This window comes from Psychrobacter sp. TS_SC_6, assembly GCF_056156305.1.
On the sequence record NZ_CM149590.1, the window covers coordinates 2,630,411 to 2,650,186 of the forward strand.

General features: G+C 41.6%; 17 protein-coding genes. 8 read left to right on the forward strand and 9 right to left on the reverse strand.

Going from position 1 to position 19,776, the window contains the following annotated elements; translation table 11 throughout:
• Positions 1-22: 22 nt before the first annotated feature.
• Together cmoB and cmoA are read right to left on the reverse strand one after the other, a co-directional pair.
• Positions 23-1,069: a tRNA 5-methoxyuridine(34)/uridine 5-oxyacetic acid(34) synthase CmoB gene (cmoB, locus tag AC0J5Y_RS11165; RefSeq protein WP_475130745.1), complete on the reverse strand. Its 1,047-nt coding sequence runs from the start codon at positions 1,067-1,069 to the stop codon at positions 23-25.
• Between the two features lie 83 nt (positions 1,070-1,152).
• Complete coding sequence (gene cmoA, locus AC0J5Y_RS11170) at positions 1,153-1,935, reverse strand: carboxy-S-adenosyl-L-methionine synthase CmoA (protein WP_475130746.1); 783 nt, start codon at positions 1,933-1,935, stop codon at positions 1,153-1,155.
• A 196-nt stretch (positions 1,936-2,131) separates the two neighbouring features.
• Here cmoA and msrA point away from each other — a divergent pair, with 196 nt between their 5' ends.
• The 4 genes from msrA (at position 2,132) to AC0J5Y_RS11190 (ending at position 5,995) form a co-directional block, all read left to right on the forward strand.
• A complete protein-coding gene (gene msrA / locus AC0J5Y_RS11175) occupies positions 2,132-2,653 on the forward strand; it encodes a peptide-methionine (S)-S-oxide reductase MsrA (RefSeq protein WP_475130747.1) in 522 nt (173 codons plus the stop codon).
• 216 nt (positions 2,654-2,869) lie between these two features.
• Positions 2,870-3,529: a thiopurine S-methyltransferase gene (gene tmpT / locus AC0J5Y_RS11180; RefSeq protein ID WP_475130748.1), complete on the forward strand. Its 660-nt coding sequence runs from the start codon at positions 2,870-2,872 to the stop codon at positions 3,527-3,529.
• A 12-nt stretch (positions 3,530-3,541) separates the two neighbouring features.
• Entirely contained in the window at positions 3,542-4,255 is a 714-nt protein-coding gene (locus AC0J5Y_RS11185; RefSeq protein WP_475130749.1) for a DUF1499 domain-containing protein, read from the forward strand.
• A 267-nt stretch (positions 4,256-4,522) separates the two neighbouring features.
• On the forward strand, positions 4,523-5,995 hold the full coding sequence (locus tag AC0J5Y_RS11190) for a lytic murein transglycosylase (RefSeq protein WP_475130750.1): 1,473 nt from the start codon (positions 4,523-4,525) through the stop codon (positions 5,993-5,995).
• A gap of 265 nt (positions 5,996-6,260) precedes the next feature.
• Here AC0J5Y_RS11190 and AC0J5Y_RS11195 read toward each other — a convergent pair whose 3' ends face one another.
• The 4 genes from AC0J5Y_RS11195 to AC0J5Y_RS11210 all read right to left on the reverse strand — a co-directional run bounded on the left by AC0J5Y_RS11195 (position 6,261) and on the right by AC0J5Y_RS11210 (position 9,907).
• The gene (locus AC0J5Y_RS11195; protein WP_475130751.1) at positions 6,261-6,560 is read right to left on the reverse strand and encodes a hypothetical protein; all 300 of its coding nucleotides are present in this window, start codon (positions 6,558-6,560) and stop codon (positions 6,261-6,263) included.
• A 195-nt stretch (positions 6,561-6,755) separates the two neighbouring features.
• Positions 6,756-7,775 (reverse strand): DUF4062 domain-containing protein, encoded by a 1,020-nt coding sequence (locus tag AC0J5Y_RS11200; RefSeq protein ID WP_475130752.1) that lies wholly within the window; start codon positions 7,773-7,775, stop codon positions 6,756-6,758.
• Positions 7,776-7,978: 203 nt separating this feature from the next.
• Positions 7,979-8,980: a glutamate racemase gene (murI, locus tag AC0J5Y_RS11205; RefSeq protein WP_475130753.1), complete on the reverse strand. Its 1,002-nt coding sequence runs from the start codon at positions 8,978-8,980 to the stop codon at positions 7,979-7,981.
• Between the two features lie 171 nt (positions 8,981-9,151).
• The gene (locus AC0J5Y_RS11210; RefSeq protein WP_475130754.1) at positions 9,152-9,907 is read right to left on the reverse strand and encodes a DUF1285 domain-containing protein; all 756 of its coding nucleotides are present in this window, start codon (positions 9,905-9,907) and stop codon (positions 9,152-9,154) included.
• 620 nt (positions 9,908-10,527) lie between these two features.
• Between AC0J5Y_RS11210 and AC0J5Y_RS11215 the strand changes: the two genes are divergently transcribed.
• Positions 10,528-12,165, forward strand: a complete 1,638-nt coding sequence (locus tag AC0J5Y_RS11215; protein ID WP_475132163.1) for an electron transfer flavoprotein-ubiquinone oxidoreductase — start codon at positions 10,528-10,530, stop codon at positions 12,163-12,165.
• Between the two features lie 109 nt (positions 12,166-12,274).
• On the opposite strand, the gene AC0J5Y_RS11220 is transcribed toward AC0J5Y_RS11215, so the two are convergent.
• The gene (locus tag AC0J5Y_RS11220; protein WP_475130755.1) at positions 12,275-13,771 is read right to left on the reverse strand and encodes an alanine/glycine:cation symporter family protein; all 1,497 of its coding nucleotides are present in this window, start codon (positions 13,769-13,771) and stop codon (positions 12,275-12,277) included.
• Positions 13,772-14,841: 1,070 nt separating this feature from the next.
• Here AC0J5Y_RS11220 and AC0J5Y_RS11225 point away from each other — a divergent pair.
• From AC0J5Y_RS11225 to AC0J5Y_RS11235, 3 genes are all read left to right on the forward strand, one after another.
• Positions 14,842-15,102, forward strand: a complete 261-nt coding sequence (locus tag AC0J5Y_RS11225; RefSeq protein ID WP_011514563.1) for a DUF4212 domain-containing protein — start codon at positions 14,842-14,844, stop codon at positions 15,100-15,102.
• Between the two features lie 4 nt (positions 15,103-15,106).
• Entirely contained in the window at positions 15,107-16,975 is a 1,869-nt protein-coding gene (locus AC0J5Y_RS11230; RefSeq protein ID WP_475130756.1) for a sodium:solute symporter family protein, read from the forward strand.
• A gap of 294 nt (positions 16,976-17,269) precedes the next feature.
• On the forward strand, positions 17,270-17,815 hold the full coding sequence (locus tag AC0J5Y_RS11235; RefSeq protein ID WP_475130757.1) for a hypothetical protein: 546 nt from the start codon (positions 17,270-17,272) through the stop codon (positions 17,813-17,815).
• A gap of 83 nt (positions 17,816-17,898) precedes the next feature.
• On the opposite strand, the gene AC0J5Y_RS11240 is transcribed toward AC0J5Y_RS11235, so the two are convergent.
• Positions 17,899-18,504, reverse strand: coding sequence for a rhomboid family intramembrane serine protease (locus AC0J5Y_RS11240; RefSeq protein WP_475130758.1), 606 nt, complete (start codon positions 18,502-18,504; stop codon positions 17,899-17,901).
• 36 nt (positions 18,505-18,540) lie between these two features.
• Positions 18,541-19,593, reverse strand: a complete 1,053-nt coding sequence (locus AC0J5Y_RS11245) for a 5'-nucleotidase (RefSeq protein WP_475130759.1) — start codon at positions 19,591-19,593, stop codon at positions 18,541-18,543.
• Positions 19,594-19,776: the final 183 nt, after the last annotated feature.

A 19,776-nucleotide genomic window follows, 5' to 3' on the forward strand; every position in this document is an offset into this window, starting at 1 on the left:
CGAAAATTTATTGCTTTGACAATCATTTTTTTGCAATTAGAGTAGCACGCATCGGCGCAGGATAGCCTTCAATGGTCTTTGTTGCGTCATTGGGATCTAAAAAATCTGCTAACGAATGATACGTCATCCATTCCGTTTTACGTTGTTCCTCAACTGAGGTGACGGCTACATCGACGCAACGCACGTCTGAGAATCCCGCTTTTTCTAGCCAGCCAGTTAATGCGGCAACTGAAGGTAAAAAATATACGTTATTCATTTGAGCATAGCGATCATGCGGCACTAGTACGGTATTGGCATCGCCTTCAATAACTAACGTCTCAAGTACCAGCTCGCCGCCTTTTATCAGCTGTCCTCTTAGCTGCTGTAAATGCTCAAATGGCGACAGACGATGATAAAGCACGCCCATACTGAACACTGTATCAAATAACTGGCTATGCTCTGGCAATGCTTCAAGTGGCACAGGAATATAATGGGTCCGATAACGGCCTGTACCATGAACATGAGTATGAGCATCAGCACTACCGACAAAATGCCGAATCGCCATAAATTGATGATAAAACAAACAAGACGGATCAATGATAATGACTGTGTCTGCCCCAGCACCAGCCATGCGCCAGCCATGATAACCAGAACCGCCACCGACATCTAAAACACGTCGACCTTTTAAACTGCTTAAATGCGGCGCGACTCGCTGCCACTTCCAATCACTGTGCCACTCGGTATCAATCTTTATCGACGATTCATCATTACCAATCTGAAAAGGCCCTTTGCGCCACGGCATCAGCTGCTTTAATAACGCTGTCGTTTGTTTATGCTGAGACTGATTAAGACTCGCATCAATCGTCAATGTATCGCTATTGAGATCGACATGATTAACCGTCAACTGTGGTAAACGCGCCACTGATGCTTGATAAGCCGGTGCATGGGCATAGTTGGCTTTGTCCTTGATAGCATTCAACCATGTTGGTAGTCGCGTCAGCCATTCATAAGCGCTCGGCTGCTGCTGGGCCAGTTCTAATAGGGTTAAATACAGTTCGCGTTCGGCGTGCGTGATCGTGTCGTTAAGCATAAGCGCAGATTACCATGTGAATCAAAAACAATATGAAAGTTATTTTTTAAAAAGTTAAACGTTATTTTCATGGCTTGTCAGCATTATTTAAACGCCACGATAGAGACAAAGTTTAAAAACTGAAACCACGTCAAATGTCGCTGAAAACCAACTTGATCTAGCCGCGCATGGTGCTCATCTAAAGTATCCGTAATAAGCACATTCTCTAGCGCATTACGTTTGCCGCTGATTTCCATTTCGGTATAGCCATTGGCGCGTTTAAAATCGTAATAACGCTCAACCAACCACGCGTCATACTGCTCATCAAACGCGTGCGTTTTTTCCGTCAATACTAGTATGCCGCCTTCACTTAACGCGGCATAAATCTTTTCTAATACTGCTACTCTATCAGCGGCTGGCAAAAACTGTAACGTTAAATTTAAAATCACCATGTCGCAGGGCTCAAGCTCGATATCTCTAATATCCGCAGTAATGACTTCGATATCATGCTCAGGATAATTATCACTTAATAAAGTAGTCGCTTCAGTGGTCATCGCAGGCGAGATATCAATGGCTTTGATCTGCAAATCTTGCGGATCAAACTCGCCAGCCAACGTCATACTGGCAGCACCCAACGAACAACCCAAGTCATAAACGCGGCTAACACGCTGACCCTTGTCGCTTTGCTGACGATACTTGCAGTGCCGACGGGCAAATATGGGCAGCATGGCCAATACCTGACCATAACCGGGCACACTACGGCGAATCATATCGGGGAAACACGCCACCACTTGCTCATCAAAAGAAAAACGCGCCGCTTTATCCAGTGGCGTGGTAAATAAGATGTCGTGTTTAGCGGGATCAGGTTGGCTCATGGGGCGACTCATTTTGTAATAATAAAGCTGACATTAGAATATATTTATGCATTTTACCCAATCCGTTAATCAAGAGTAGGCGAACGTAGCAAAAGCCCATTATAACATTACTGTTTGTTACTTATCGCGGCTAGATGCCCTGCTAAGCTAAATACGTACTGCTGAGTAATCAGCATTTGGCTCATATCGATAAAAATAGGAAAAAATTATGCAAACAATCGTATTAGGTGGCGGCTGCTTTTGGTGCACCGAGTCGGTATTTTTATCCGTAAAAGGCGTACAGTCTGTAATATCAGGTTATATGGGCGGCGATGCGGTATCAGCCAACTATGAAGCAGTCTGCGGTGGGGATACTGGTCACGTTGAAGTGATTAAAATCGAATTTGACGAATCAATTGTCCCATTAGAAGTGATACTTGATGTCTTCTTTGCGACCCATGATCCCACCACAATGGATCGTCAAGGTAATGATGTCGGTAGCCAATATCGTAGCGTCGTGTTTTACACAGACGAAGATCAAAAGCCAACGGTTGATCGTACCATTAACAAATTGCGTGACATGGGTATAAATGTGGTGACCGAAGTACATCCTACGGTTGAGTTTTATCAAGCAGAAGAGACACATCAAGACTTCTTTAATCGCAACCCAGGACAAGCTTATTGCAACTTCGCCATACCACCAAAGCTTGCCAAACTGCGTAAAGAATTCAGTCAATATATGGTGAGCTAAGCATCACATTGCCTAACAATTTATTCGTTTCAGACATGTCTTAATCTACTATTTAATAAAAGCCAAATGCTTATAGTATAAGTATTTGGCTTTTTTAATTTCTGATAATTTTATTGGCGTTAATGACTTTGACAATATCAAGCGACAAGTTATGATAATGCATCGACTGTAAAAAATAACTGATAATAGAAATCCTGATAACTGAAGGCTAAAGCAATGAATCCAGAATTTTGGCAAGCACGCTGGAAAGAAAAACGCATCGGCTTTAATCAGCCTAAAGCAAATCCCTTATTGATTAAATACTTTTCAGATTTAAAAATGGCCATCGGAAGCCGTATATTCATCCCTTTATGTGGCAAATCTATTGATATGATTTGGCTAGCCAATCAGGGTTTTGATATGGTTGGCGTTGAATTGGTTGAATCAGCGGTACAGGAATTTTTTGCTGAAAATAACATCTCTTATACGATAAAAGCGCATGGTGAAAATTCAAATATTAAATGCTATCAAGGGCAGTTATCAGGACAAACAATAGCGTTATGGGTTGCAGATATATTTATGCTACGTACTAATGATGTTGGTCGCGTTGATGCGGTCTACGATCGAGCAGCATTAATTGCGATGCCAGAAGAGTTGCGCCCGCAATATAGTCAGCAAGTCATCGACCTCAGTCAAAACGCTCCTCAATTATTACTGACACTCAATTACGACCAAAATAAGCGAGCAGGACCGCCCTTTTCAATCAGTCATGAGCAAATCCAGCAGTACTATAGCGCTCACTATCAAATTCAAGACCTTGAGGGCGAATCATCGACTTTGAACGCCGCACCTGAGATGGCAGTGACAGAGCATGTTTGGTTGTTGAATAAACCATAAGCGAGAAATCTGATGAAAATTTTAGTGGGTTTCGTAAGTCTCATTGCTTTCTTATTAGTCGTATTGACAGCCCCTCTTTATAAGTATGACATCATTGAATTAGGTACGGTTTTTACAGGATTTAAATATGGCATATTGACTGCTGTTGCAGCGATTGTGTTACTCGTATTACAAGTTATATTTAAGCGAAATACACTAACGCATGCCAATGTGTTAGTCAGCATTGCGTTATCCGCCGTTGCTCTCGGATTACCACTTAGCATGCTGAGTAAGGGCAAAAGCGTAGCGCCTATTCATGATATTTCAACTGACTTAATCAACCCACCTGAGTTTGTCGCTATTGCTCCGCTACGCGCTGACGCACCCAATCCAGTCGCTTACGCTGGTGAAGCAATTGCCGAGCAACAACGTCAAGGCTATCCGGAACTAAAAACGCTAGTCTATTCACAATCAAAAGCTGAATTGGTTAAGGCAACCAAACAAGCTATCGATAATTTAGGTTGGGAGCTTGTCAATATCGATACTAATAAAGGTATTGTTGAAGCAACAGATACTACGGCGTGGTTCGGTTTTAAAGATGATATCGTTGTACGTATCAACGATAATGGTAGCGAGCGTCTGGTTGATATCCGTAGTAAATCGCGGGTTGGCAGTAGCGATTTGGGTAAAAACGCAGCGCGTATTCATAATTTTATTGAGGAGTTGGATATCATTTTAGCGAAATAGCTTTGTAAAACACCTGGAAAATTCATCACCTACATTAAAGCCAGAGCCTTTCCTAAAATTATGTAATGCTATATTTTTCTAAAACCCTATTCTAAACTCACGCAAACGTCAGCTTATAGTAACCGAGTGCTACGATACCTTTTCTTTACTATGGAGATTGGTTACTCTAAGTAAAATCGACTTTTAAACGCTTTGTTTTACTTTCTAATAACTAATTTCTAGTAACTGTTTTTTTAACAGCTACCTCGACGCTTATAGGATATTTTTATGCGCTTGAATTCCTTATCCACCTTATCTTTATTGACAGCAGCGATTGGCTTAAGTCTTGCCAGCACCGCTCAAGCTGCCAAGCCAGACGCACCAAACTTGTCTAATGCTCAGTTTCAGCAGTGTCTAGATGGACTAAAAAGCTCTAGCAAATTTCGTGGCGTCGATAGCTATACTTTTAATAACTATCGCCCATCGCAGCCTGATCCGAGTGTGATTCAGTCGCTAAACTATCAACCTGAATTTCAAAAAGACGTCTGGGATTATTTATCTTCGCTCGTTGATACTGAACGAGTAGAAGATGGTATCCGTGCCAAACGTCAATGGGCAGATACGTTGCGTAAAATTGAATCGCGTTATGGGGTTAAAGCCGAACACGTATTGGGCGTTTGGGGCGTGGAGTCCAACTTTGGACAGACATTGGGCAAAAAACCTTTGTTTGAATCTTTAGCGACCCTATCTTGCTTTGATCGCCGCCAAAGCTACTTCCAAGGCGAATATGCCAATGCACTAAAAATCGTACAAAACGGTGATATTGCGCCAAGCGATATGACAGGTTCATGGGCAGGCGCGTTTGGTCAGACGCAATTTATGCCAAGTACGTTTTTAGAGTTGGCAGTCGACTTCGATGGCGATGGTCGCCGCGACTTGGTCAATAGCGTCCCCGATGCACTTGCCTCTACAGCAAACTTCTTAGATAAACGTGGCTACCGTTCAGGCGAAGCATGGGGTTATGAGGTAAAACTGCCAAGTGGATTTTGGGCAGCGTCCAATCGTAAGGATAAAAAATCGATGAGCCACTGGCGCAATCAAGGCTTAACCCTTGCTAATGGCAGCCCACTCCCTTCTGACTTGAGTAGTGCTGGATTATTATTACCAGCAGGTCCTGACGGCCCTGCATTCTTAGTCGGTAAAAACTTTGATACGTTCTATTCTTATAATGCCTCAGAAAGCTATGCACTGGCGATTGCCCATTTATCAGATTTGATTACTCGCGAGAGTAGCAGTAAAACTGACTTTATCACGGCATGGCCAACTGACGATCCTGGTATTGGTCGCCAAGAATCCAGAGCGATTCAGCAAGCATTATTAAATGCAGGATATGATATCGGCGCCGTCGATGGCATTATCGGTGATAATACTCGTACGGCTATTCAGCAGTACCAGTCTAGCCGTGGCATTTTTCCAGCTGATGGACGTGCAGGGCAGAAATTCTATCGTGCCATCGTTGGTAATACGGCGCCTAATACTTCGCAATACGGCAATCCATATAACCCGCCAACAAACAGTCGTCCTTTAAACCCCGCGTCTGCTGATCGTATGGGACAATTGATTCAACAGCAAAATACCACACCTAATAGCTACTCGCAGCCTACAGCGATCAGCCCATCAAACTCAAGCACAACTCGATATCGCCGTGTAACGGGTGCTGATGGCACTATAAAACTGGTACGTATTGATGAAGGCTCTTGATTAGGTAATACCTTTTAAGTAGTATAGTTGAAATACTTTAAAGTCGCTACAGTATTGCTGGTGTAATTTTTTTGCAGCCTCTGTCTGCGTAGGCACAGCAAGCAAGAAAAATTTGCACCAGCAGTACGTGTTGTATCGATATTGCTTTTCACCGACTATAATATAAATAAAAAGCCACGCTCATTAGCGTGGCTTTTTGATGATGTCAGTTCTAACACTCTTTATGACTTGACACAATTTACATAATATACCTAATTTTTAAACACTAAACGATAGGCGGTGGATTTGGTTTACCATTGTCACCATCCCAGTTTTCACGAGCTTTATCATCTAAATCTGCCAGTGTCTTAGGCTCCCATTTGCCATTTTCTTTCCACGTGGCATCACCCCAATCTGCATCCTCTTCCTGTCTATCCAATTCCTTATAGACTTTGGTCGGATCGATACCGCGGCGCTTCATATCTGCTACTTGCTCTTCTAACGTATGAAACTGACTTGCCTCATGCATGGTTTGCTCTAAGCTATCCAACTCACTTTTTAACGCGTCATTTTCAGCATTACTCATTATTTGCTCTCCTTAATTGCTCAGTATTATTATGTGTTCATCTTGATTATTATTACGAGTATCAAAGGGATTCACAACGAGTACCACGTATACTTTGTATTACAAAACGTAGCCATCAGCAAAAAATGTGTTAGTGAATCATGATTTGTATGAGTTTCTAAGATTGGTAGCAACGATAATGGTGAAGGCAAAAATTTAGCTAGTGGCGGTTGATATAGCAGGATTTTTTACATCAAGTAAACTTTTTGCATAAAAAGTCAGCTTCCAAAGCTCCTGTGTGACCCGTGTTCCATAGGTAGTTAGCTGTAGCCAATTAGCAGCAACCAATTGCCGCTGCAGATGATTGAGATCGTCTTGAGAGATTTGACAACGTGCCACAGCATGGACATTTGGCATCTCGCGTTTGATATCGATCTCAGCGCGCGCAGCGATTAAACGGTTGATACCACTTTGTAAGCCATAGCTTGAAAAAGTAGCGGGCATTTTTATCAGGGTGATTAATACCTCTTGCCATGCCAATACCATTGGTCTTGTCACATCAGTTAAATTACCACCCTCATAAGCTTGGGCTTTATAGTGAATCTCAAAGGTCTCTGTCAATACAATTGGCTTACTGACATTATCGTCCATACTCTGACTAGGGGCGACAGTAGTCTCTTGCGCTATCACTCTATTATTTGTCAAAGTAGCCGCCAGAGTCTCAGATGCTGAAGGTTTATTAGTCTTCATCGCCTCTTCATCAACCCTGATCCATCCCGCAGCTATATTATGGCTAGCAACCATTTTGTAATAGGCTTGGATAAGCAATTGCTCGATGTCGTTTTCTGTCTCGTAATAATAAATCTTATCCGTTTTTGACGTTACTGCATTGGTAAATTCTTGCAACTGTCTACTGATATTGGCACCGTTATGATGTTTCTTTATTAGTATCAGTAAAGGTTTGAGCTTCGCTTTAGCATTGAGATAGCTCAAATGCATTTGACTAACACCGTTATTTTGCGTCGTACCGTAGCTATCGCCAATGACCATCAAAGCATAATCACAAGCATCAATACACTGACGCCCATATAACGAAGCTTTGGGTAATTTACTAGAAGCATCATAGGTTAAAAAGGCACGGCCTTGAAAAAATATCGCAATACTATCCAATACCAATAACTGGTCGTTATCAGCGCATACAATATGAATATGGTAGCGACGGTTTGGCACGATCATCTCTAATCTCTATTAGCTGGTCGAAAAAGATAAGTTCTCAGAGTTCTCAGAAAAATTATAATAATAAGCAATTAAAATATTCTTTTTGGTAAATACAAGCCTAGCATAATCTTGCTAGGATGCGTTTACTTTATTTTCAATTCCATTAATGTACTACGGGATTATAACAGCTGTATCGAGATTAATCCTAGGAGCCTTTAAGGCTAATAATCAAGATAAGAATGGTATTGTAAATGCGTTTGCTCGCTAAGTAAGCGTGATAACAGCAAATCCATCTGCTTATCGTATTTGGTCGCATAAAATATCAACGGTGGCTTAATCTGATTGTCACTCAAACTGGCATCTAGAACACCATTTCTATCTAATCCATCTATAGGCAATGCTGACAAATGATTGACGATTAACAATTGCTTAACGCGCTCCGCAATTGCTTGACCTGAATCAACCACTTGCATTGATAGTTTTTGCGCTTCAATTGCTTGCATCACAAAACCTCTAAAGAATGGATAGTGTGTACAGCCTAATACCAGCTGGTCTACCCCATCGTTTGCAAATACTTGCAATTGCTGACGAAGATTTTGCGCCGTCTGACTATTTTCTGGCATACCTGATTCTACCCAAGGCACCAGTTGCGGGTCAAAATATTTGGTCACTCTGGTTGCACTCGGACTGGCTATCATAGCAATGACATCGTTCAGGAGTTTACCGTTTAGAGTCGCTTTGGTTGCTAATACCGCCACATGACCACTCTTACTGGCCAATACCGCAGGTTTCAATGCTGGTACCAAACCCACAATGGGTAGCTGCGGATAATGGCATCTTGCTGTCTGTAACGCATAGGCTGAAGCACTATTACACGCAATGACAATAAGCTTGCAGCCTTGCTGATATAGCCACTCTACTGCCGTCAATGTTAATGTTTTAATATCATCACTATCTCGATTGCCATAGGGCACATTCAAGGTATCAGCATAGTAAATATAACGTTCATTGGGCAGTTGCTGGGCTAAATGTAGATAAACAGACAAGCCACCAATACCAGAATCAAATAAGCCAATGGGCGCACTACGGTCATGCTCTGCCTTTATCCCTTTACTATGGCTATATATGACACTATTGAACATCGCTTCTTCAGCAGTGTTATTATCAGAAATTATTGAGTAAGTATTAACTGTGTCAGTAACAGCACTTGCGGCAACTTTCATATTATTTCACCGCCATTTTAATAAAAATACTGTCATACCGACCCTACCAATAAATTTAACCAATACTACTTTTAATAATAGACCCATAAATCAAAAGGGCTATAAGACAGATAACAAGATTTGCTCAAGATAAATAGCAATCACTGGCTAATTATAGCTCATTATTGACCATTAAATAGATGTCATCGTCAATGTATAAGCATGACCGCCACTTTGCAGCGTTAGCGTGGTTTTATCATCTTGCTCTGTCAATTCGCCAATTTCGGTTAAATGATAAAACACATTGCGACCAATAAGTGCCGTCAATCCATTTCGAACCAGCATATAAGGACGCATTTGTGCCTCAGATGTTAATTTTTGGTTTTCCTCTCTGTGACTATTATGAACGGCATTCATATCATTAGAGTAACCATTTCTATTTTCATCACCCTCTACATTAATAGAGTCATAAGGACGTAAAAAAATAGGATGCTCATCATCTAAGCGTACAACATCACCCGTTGTCGTGGTAAATTCAAGCCAACTATTAGTGTCTTCGTTGACGATACCGACATCATTGATTAATAGTGGCGCATCTTCCACTTGGATACGCAATTTCTGTACGGGCGTCTTTAGAAAATACTCAGTCGCACCCTCTTTTTCTTCTTTCCATAAGACAGTAGCAAACAGACTGACTAATGACTCACGGGTCATGTGTCCGCCTTCATGCCACCACTCGCCATTGGCTTTGATGATCAAATCCATATTATCAATTTGTTTAGGATGCCAATTTTCTAGTGGCGGTATGGCTCGTCCTTCACGTGTCCCTGCCGCAGACTTTAAATATTGGCTCAAATTGTCTATAGTATTTAGCTCAGGCACCTTGTCATTAGAGGCTTTAGCATCTTTTAAAGTTGTGGCATCGATATCTTTAGTATTATCTGTCATCGTACAATCCTTCACGTAGTAATCAAAGTTTGGCAAATCTGTTATTACTATAAATTTTAGTTTCGGGTATGATAAGACAATATCGTCATTGTACCCCACCGTCTTAATCTTACCTTAACACCGATGTTGTGAAATGCGTATCGTGTTTGTGGGACTTTTCTTTTATAATAAGTAACGATTTTTTATTTGAAATAGTCTGGTGGGCGTTGTACTAACGACACATTTTACGTTATGTTTTGAAGGTTTTTAAAAACACTTTCATCGTAACGCCGTCAACTGATACCGTAAAGACCCTTTTTATCGGGCAGCCATATGTCTGAGTAAAGTTAGCGCCACAAGCCTTATTATCCAATTGTTAAGCTAATGATGCCCTGAGATAAGCCACTACAAGTTTAGGAGTAGGTATGCAAGAGCAAGACAATCAATCGCCAGTTATTGATGGTGATACTGTAACTATCGACACCCCAATCGTGACAGACACAGCAAATCCAGAGCCAGCAGTGGTGATACCAGAAGTGCTCGCTGAGGAAGTGCAGGCCGTTGAGCCAGTTGCCGAAACAATCGTTGTCGACAAAGCGCCAGAACCTGTTGCAGCAGAGCCTGAAGTAGAACGTGAGTCAATGGAATTTGATGTCATTATCGTTGGTGGTGGACCTGCCGGACTTTCAGCTGCCATCCGTCTACGCCAGCTTGCCATCGCAGCAGGTAACGATGAGTTCATGGTTTGTGTGGTCGAAAAGGGCTCGGAGTTTGGCGCTCATACTCTCTCTGGTGCGGTCATGGAAACACGCGCTTTGGATGAGTTGATTCCAGATTGGAAAGAAAAAGGTGCACCGCTAAACGTTCCTGCAATCGAAGATCGCGTCTATATGCTGGGTTCAGCGACCAAATCTATCAAATTGATGGATTCAGTCATTCCTGCCAGCATGCATAACCAAGGCAACTATATTGTCTCGTTGGGCAATGTCGTTCGTTGGTTGGCTCAACAAGCTGAAGAGCTAGAAGTCATGATGTTCCCAGGCTTTCCCGCTGATGAAATCTTATATAATGATGATGGTTCAGTTAAGGGCGTATTGACAGGCGATATGGGTGTGGCTGCCAGTGGCGAAGCAAAGCATAGCTTTGAGCCAGGTTATGAGCTGCTTGCTAAATATACTATATTTACCGAAGGTAGCCGTGGTCACTTAGGCAAGCGCTTGATCAGTCGTTTTAATCTTGATAAAGACTGTGACCCCCAGCACTATGGTATTGGTCTAAAAGAACTATGGGATATTGATCCTGCTAAGCATGAAGAAGGTGTGGTCATGCATGGTTCAGGTTGGCCTTTAACTGACACTGGCTCAACTGGAGGCTGGTGGTTGTATTTCGCTGAAAACAATCAAGTAAGCTTTGGTCTCGTTATTGATCTCTCCTATTCTAATCCATATATGTCGCCATTTGATGAGATGCAGCGTCTAAAACTACATCCGCTTATTCGTAATGTGTTAGAAGGCGGTAAACGTATATCTTACGGCGCACGCTCGCTAACTAAAGGCGGTTTAAACTCCTTGCCAAAATTCACCTTCCCAGGTGGTGTATTAGCTGGTGATGATGCCGGTTTCTTAAATCCTGCAAAAATCAAAGGTACCCATACTTCAATGAAGTCAGGGATGCTGGCGGCTGAGGCAATTTTCGAAGCCTTGCAAGGAGGTCGTCAACATGATGAAGTGCTGGCTTATACTACGATGTTTGAAGAGTCTTGGTTATATCAAGACAACTATGAAGCACGTAACTTTGCTCCTGCTATGCACCGTATGGGTCAATGGATGGGCGGCGCGTTTACCTTTTTAGAGCAAAATCTGATGGGCGGCAAAATGCCTTTGACCATTCATGACAATAAAAAAGATTATGATCAGCTTGAGCGTGCGGCTCATGCCTATCAGCCAACCTATGCAAAACCAGATGGCAAATTGATATTTGATAAATTATCGTCAGTATTTATCTCAAATACCAACCATGCTGAAGATCAACCAGTACATTTAAAATTAACTGATCCAACAGTGCCTGTTACCATTAACTTACCACTCTATGCTGAGCCAGCGCGTTTATACTGCCCGGCTGGTGTTTATGAGATTGTAAAAGACGCGGAAGGCGCTAAATTTGTCATCAATGCGCAAAACTGTGTCCATTGCAAAACTTGTGATATCAAGGACCCTTCACAGAACATCACGTGGGTAACGCCGGAAGGCGGCGGCGGTCCTAACTATCCAAACATGTAAACCATGATTTAGATGGTTATTATTTAGAATAAGCTGCAAAAAAATCGCCCTCAGAAGGGCGATTTTTAGTTATAGGTATATTTAATCGCTGTATATCTAGGATTTCAGCTTAATCTGTCCATGCATCACGATTGGCTTCATTTTTTAATTTCACAAAATCATCAGGATTAAACTTGATTTGATCAGCAGTTTTCCCCTCTTTAACCTGACGCTCATAGTCACGTAATATTCTAAGTGCTACTGGCGACAAGATGATAATAGCCACTAAGTTGACCAATGCCATCAGACCCATGGATAAATCGGCAAAGTTCCAAATAGCTGGTAGGCTGGCGACAGCACCGATAAATACCATACCCAAGACCATGAAGCGGAATATCATAATCATTACTTTGGCATTTTTCTCGCCAGAGATAAATTCAAGGTTTGACTCACCATAGCTATAGTTTGCAATGATAGAGGTGAATGAGAAAAAGAAGATGGCAATCGCGACGAAAATTACACCCATATCACCTACATATTGCGACAATGCTAGCTGTGTTAACTGAATACCTTCTTGCTCGACACTAGGATCAACCACGCCAGAGAGAATAATAATTGAAGCTGTCGCTGTACAAATGACAAGCGTATCAATAAAGACACCCAGCATTTGCATAAAACCTTGCACTGCCGGATGATCAGGATGACTTTTTGCAGTCGCTGCAGCATTAGGTGCTGAACCCATACCTGCTTCGTTCGAAAATAGCCCACGCTTAATACCATTAATCATCGCTTGCGCAATACCATAACCAATCACACCACCTGCTGCTTGTTCAAAGCCAAATGCTGACTTTACAATCAAAACAATCGCCGCTGGAAATTCGCTAAAATTGGTCAAGATGACATAGAGTGCCAACAGAATATAAAGAATCGCCATCACTGGTACAACTTTACCAGCAATACGGGCAACAGAGCGTAATCCACCAAATACTACTGGTGCGACTAGCACGACTAATATCAAGCCAGTCATCCAAGTTGGAATACCGAACGCCTCATTAGTCGCCTGTGCGATGGTATTGGACTGTACGCCATTGAACGCCAAGCCAAAAGCGACCAGTAAACATAGTGAGAAAAATATGGCAAGCCAGCGTTTACCCAAACCCTTTTCGATATAGTAAGCCGGTCCACCGCGATAGACATTATCGTTATGCGGCACTTTGTATGCTTGCGCAAGGGTTGACTCGATAAAGCTGGTCGACATACCTACAATCGCTGTCATCCACATCCAAAATACAGCACCCGGTCCACCCAAATAGATGGCAATTGCCACCCCTGCTAGATTCCCTGTCCCTACTCGCGCAGCAAGTGATGTCATCAGTGCTTCAAATGAGCTGATACCACCATCTTTACGCCCTTGATTTGAGATTCGTAATAACTGCCACATATGACCAAAATGACGAAACTGAATAAAGCGGGTCGCCACGGTAAAATATAGACCTGCACCTATTAAGACGAACATCAGCAGTCCATACCATGGATTGCTGGCAATCAACCAATCATTATTACCCCAAATGATACCCACACCATAGTTTACGATACTATTAAACAAACCTGCTATGCCTTCGCTCATACTCTATCCCCCTCACTAACATTCTATACTTTTAGCATATGTTATAAATTGATGTAACTAATGGCTTTTTATGATGTTTCGTTCTCTCTTTGCTTATTGATCCTCATTACCTATTTGAGCAATAAAATGACAAGGAAATCACGTATATCATATGGCGGTATTTTAACTGACTATAAACAATTTAGCTGTTTTTATGCTTTTTTTAATTATCAATTATTTTTAAACTTTTGTTTATTAGTAAGCTAATAGTAATAGAATAACCATTATTATTTATAGTTTATGAAAAGATTTTAGGACTAATGAATAGTTATGATATTGAAATTATATTGATGTCATACTTATTTACGATAAAAATAGTTATTTACATAACCGTTATTTTAAAAATAAATGCCGTTTTTTAATTTTATCAATTAATCTAACGAATATAAAAAATTCTTAGTACAACTAAGGTCTAAGTATACTATTGTCTCAGTGTCATGATATCTATTGGGTTCTGCTAACATAAGTTAGTTATGGTTTCTACAAGACACATATTTAGTTACATAAAGTAAATAAAATTTATTTATTGTTAATTAAGTCAATAGTGTATATATTCCTAATAAGTTTATAAAAGCTGCTTGCAATACTTATCGGCATGAATGTATTTCTCATTATTAAGATAATGTCATCGGGAAGATGATAATAATAAGACAGAGGATTGTCAGCGAGTACCGCCCCTCCTCTTTAAACATCATTCTTTCCATATAATAAATTTGATCGATTGTCTCACTATCTATTGTTAAATGATTAGATTTTGAGCGCTTAACATCGATTTTTATCCTTTAACTTTTATAACAGTCATATCGAGTAATTTATCCTCGGTGTCTGTATCGTTTGCACTGGAAAAGTTGGTTCATTTTTTGATAATCTTGGGTTACTTATCTTGATTGATCGCTCTGCTTTAGTCTTTCATCTACCGTTTTTATGGTTGTAAGATACTGTTTTCACAATAAGATAAACACTAAAGCACAGGGACTTGTCAGACTCAGATCAGTAACCTTGTTTTTATGTTAGGCAAAAGGAGTTGTCCTATGGAGAACCACAACGATTCGTCAGGTTATTGGCGCGCCAATCTCCGTCTCATTAAAGTCAGCCTCGTCATTTGGGCTTTAGTCTCTTATGGTTTTGGCATCTTGCTACGTCCATTATTGTCAGGTATTAGAATAGGTGGTACTGATATAAGCTTTTGGTTTGCACAACAAGGTGCTCTTATCGTATTTATCGCCCTCATCTTTTTCTATGCATGGCGCATGAATAAACTAGATAAACAATATGGTGTAGACGAGGAATAGCCCTATGAGTCAATTTACGATTAATATCATTTTTGTAGGTCTGTCCTTCGCTTTATACTTCGGTATCGCTTGGTGGGCACGTGCAGGTTCGACCAGTGAGTTCTATGTTGCTGGCGGTGGTGTACATCCTGTTGTTAACGGTATGGCAACCGCAGCTGACTGGATGAGTGCGGCGTCATTTATCTCGATGGCTGGTATTATCGCCTCTGGCGGTTATGGTGCATCAACTTACTTAATGGGCTGGACCGGCGGTTACGTGCTACTAGCCATGCTACTAGCGCCTTACCTACGTAAATTTGGTAAGTTCACGGTTCCCGATTTCATTGGTGATCGCTTTTATTCTAAAACTGCTGCTATGATTGCCGTTGTTTGTTTGATTATCGCATCAACCACTTATGTTATCGGTCAGATGACAGGTGCTGGTGTGGCATTCTCACGCTTCTTAGAAGTTGACAGTACCACTGGTCTGATTATTGCGGCTGTTGTTGTATTCTTCTACGCCGTACTTGGTGGTATGAAAGGGATTACCTACACGCAGGTTGCGCAGTATGTAGTTCTTATGATTGCCTATACGATTCCTGCTGTCTTTATCTCACTTGAGTTGACGGGTAACCCAATTCCAGGTCTTGGTTTGTTCTCAAACCATGTTGAATCAGGCATTCCTATTCTAACCAAGCTTGACCAAATCGTCGTCGACTTAGGTTTTACCGCTTATACCGCTGATGTACCGAACAAGCTAAATATGGTGCTATTTACGTTATCACTGATGATTGGCACCGCGGGTCTACCTCACGTTATTATTCGCTTTTTCACGGTTCCTAAAGTTGCGGATGCGCGTTGGACAGCTGGTTGGACGTTGGTATTTATCTCACTACTATACTTCACTGCACCAGCAGTAGGTGCAATGGCGCGTCTAAATCTCATCGATACTGTTTATCCACAAGGTGTTGACGCTGCTCCTATCGAGTATGATCAACGTCCAGATTGGATGAAAACCTGGGGAGAAACCGGTCTTATTAAATATAACGACCTAAATAACGACGGTCGCATCCAGTTCTATAATGATAATGGACTTGGCGCAGCAGAGCTAGCATTGGCTACGGCAACGACTGACGGCGGTGATGTTGCAGCAGCAACGACGGCCGTTGAAAAAGCAAAAGCTGAACATGCTTTAGGGCGTGATGGTTTGTTTGTTGATAGAGGTTGGGCAGGTAACGAGCTTGACGTCAACGCTGACATCTTAGTATTGGCTAACCCAGAAATCGCACAGCTACCAGGTTGGGTTATTGGTCTTATCGCCGCAGGTGGTTTGGCAGCAGCGCTATCTACAGCAGCTGGTCTGTTACTCGCCATCTCATCAGCGATCAGTCATGACTTGATTAAACGTAACCTTAATCCAAATATCACTGATGCAGGCGAGCTAAAAGTCGCACGTATCACGATGGCTATTGCGCTTGTGGTTGCTACCTACTTAGGTATTAATCCACCAGGGTTCGCTGCACAGGTCGTTGCATTGGCCTTTGGTATTGCCGGTTCCACACTGTTCCCGGCATTGATGATGGGTATTTTCTCTAAACGTATTAACAACTTGGGCGCCATCGCTGGTATGCTCACAGGTTTGATTAGTATCTTAGTTTATATCTTCATCTATAAAGGCTGGTTCTTCATCCCAGGTACAGCAAGCTTCCCTGATACTGAAGAGTACTGGTTGTTTGGTATCTCACCATTATCATTTGGTGTGATTGGTGCATTGCTTAACTTTATCGTAGCATTCGCAGTTTCTTATGCGACTGCGCCACCACCAGAACATATCCAAGATTTGGTGGAAAGTGTACGTTCTCCACGTGGTGCTGGTGCTGCAATCGATCACTAAGCTTCGATACAAGCTAGAAAATGAAGTGCAAATGACGTATGCTTTTTTACGATGATATATCACTCACAGGCAGCAGCTGCTTGTGAGTGATTTTTTTATCCCAATCTGGTGATAGAGTGTTTTTTCAACACTGCTTATCCAACTATGATTATTTTATTCACCTCTCTTAAAAGTAAACATTATGAGAAAGGTGACCATAAATGCCATAATAAATTCGCTTAAAAAAAGTTGAAAACGTGGTTTTATTTTTAATAATTGGTATGAAATGCGCTGAGTGCGTTAAGGAAAAGTCTTATGCTTTTTGAGTTTATCGCGACCATAGCGGCTGGGTTTGGTTTAGCTGGGATAGCACTAGTCATCACTCACCTCAGCAAGCTCGCAGGTAAGAAAGCGCCAAGATGGCTTATTCCATTATTTGGTGCCATCGGTATTTTTGGCTTTCAAATAAGCCAAGAATATAGCTGGTTCGGTCAACAGATTGCACAGCTCCCTGAAGGTGTTCATGTCGTCAAAAAAGTTGAAGAAGGTACGTGGTTTCGCCCGTGGTCTTACGTTAAACCACAGACGTTACGCTTTATAGCAGCTGATAGCGGACACGCTCGTGCTAACGCCGATAACCCAGAGGTTTACTTGGTCAATTTGTATTTGTTTGAGAGACGTAGAAGTGTGCAGCAAGTACCACAAGTGATCGACTGTGCTGCCCCTGCCCGTGCAGATTATGTACTACAAGAAAAAGGCAGTAAGCTTAGTATCGATGAGCATGTGAAACAAACGACTGCTTGGCGTCCATTAGAAAAAAATGAGCCGCTATATATCCATGTTTGTATTAATAAAAAATAACTCAATCATTGAAGCCACTGTTAGCTGACTTATCTTTATGAATTATTGAACAGTCTGTCTAAATATATTGCCGAAAAATAAGGCTAATAACGATTATTCACTTTCGTATAAGCATGTTTAGAATTGGCACCCAACAACAAACCGGCGCATAGACCACCAAAATGCGCCGCAAATGAGATACCTTGCTGCGGTATCAAACCTTGTTTGATAGTCAGCCAATAACCCGTACCCATCACAATACAAGCAAGTAAATAGCCCCAATGCCTAGCGAATACCGCCCCACCTATCATAAACCCAAGCATTGCAAAACAAAGCCCTGAGGCACCGATATGTATCGATAACGGTGAACCAATCACCCATGTTACAAGCCCTGCGGCAACTATCAGCTTAATAACGGTACGATAAGCGTTATTTTCAAATAAGCCAAACAAGAACAAAATCTGTATCAGTGTCAGCGAATTTCCTACTAGATGTGAAAAGTTACCATGCATCGTCCATGAGGCAAATATCCCTATCATACTGCCAATATCCAGTGCTCGCGGCACAATACCGAAAATATTCCATAGACCAAAAAATACGGTGTCATTAAGAAAAAACATCACCCACATTGGTATCAATACAAAAGCATATAGACCAAATACTTGCTTAACTCGTACGATTACAAGCGTCGCCAATTGCTGCCACTTCATCTACTATTTTATCCTTCTTATCTTGTTAAATGCATGTTAATGACTGGCAGACAAAATCGTCGTTACTACGGGTTTAAAAGATAGCGATGACGCATCTTTATTGGTAGTTAATAGCCTACTGGCGTGTAATAGTGAGGTTGAATGATAAGGCACTAGCGCTGTTGGTACAAAGCTACGAGCCGCATCGATATGCTTAACTGAATCATCAAAGAAAATATGCGGCGCAAATGTTTTAAGTACCGAAGTCTTTTCAAGTCCTCCCAAAAAAAACGCCATATCAATATCTACGCCCCAATTACGCAATGTTTTTATCGCTCGTAAGTCAGCTGGGGCATTACGAGCCGTCACCAAGGCTATTTTCATTGGACAAGAATGCAGGCTTGCTGGTAGACGCTCTTGCATTTTGGACAGCTTAATTAATAACTCTGCATAAGGACCTTTTTCTATCGGTAAATCGCGCATTTTGGCTTCACGGTCATGAAACGCTTGCAACCCTTTTTGCTTATAAAGCAGCTCGCCTGAATCATCAAATAATACTGCATCACCATCGAAGGCAATACGTAACTGCTTGGTATCCAGCTCATAAGTATTGACTGGCGTGGCATCCAATATCGCACAAGCGCAGATATCAGCATCTGTAACCTGCTGCGCATCTTCAAGATTGGTCGTCAAAAACAAATCTACATTAAAATCCTTGATATAAGGGGCAATAGGACTACCGGATATAAATGCTGAACGTGAAATGGTTAGCTCATGCTCACGTATTGCATTAAGGACTTGAATACCTGTATCAGGACTACTCTTTGAGACAATGACCACTTCTACCAAGGGTGCATCGCCACCGTCATTCTTATTATCACAATCATGACAATAACGATTCAAATTCAACAGTGCTTTAATCAGCGGATAACCTGCGCCAATGGTCAACGGATCATTTTCACGCTCAGCCATATAGGTGCGGAACTCTTTAACGGCATCGCGAGGACACTGCTGTAAAAGCGATATGAGGTGATTCTCAGACTCTGACAAATCAAATAAAGCGGTTGCCGATATAGCAACTATCAAGGTATTGGTAAGATCAATGGCCATGGTCTTTCTGCTTAATGGGTTTTTTGGGAATCGAAATGAATAGAGTGAATTTTACTATAGCTACCATTAATAACGAGGCACGTTATGTTAACGTCATTATCTGCATAATCCTATATAGTCAGTTCAAAATCAAAGAAAAACGCTTTGAATAATATATTACTGTTATAAATTTCTCCTACTTGT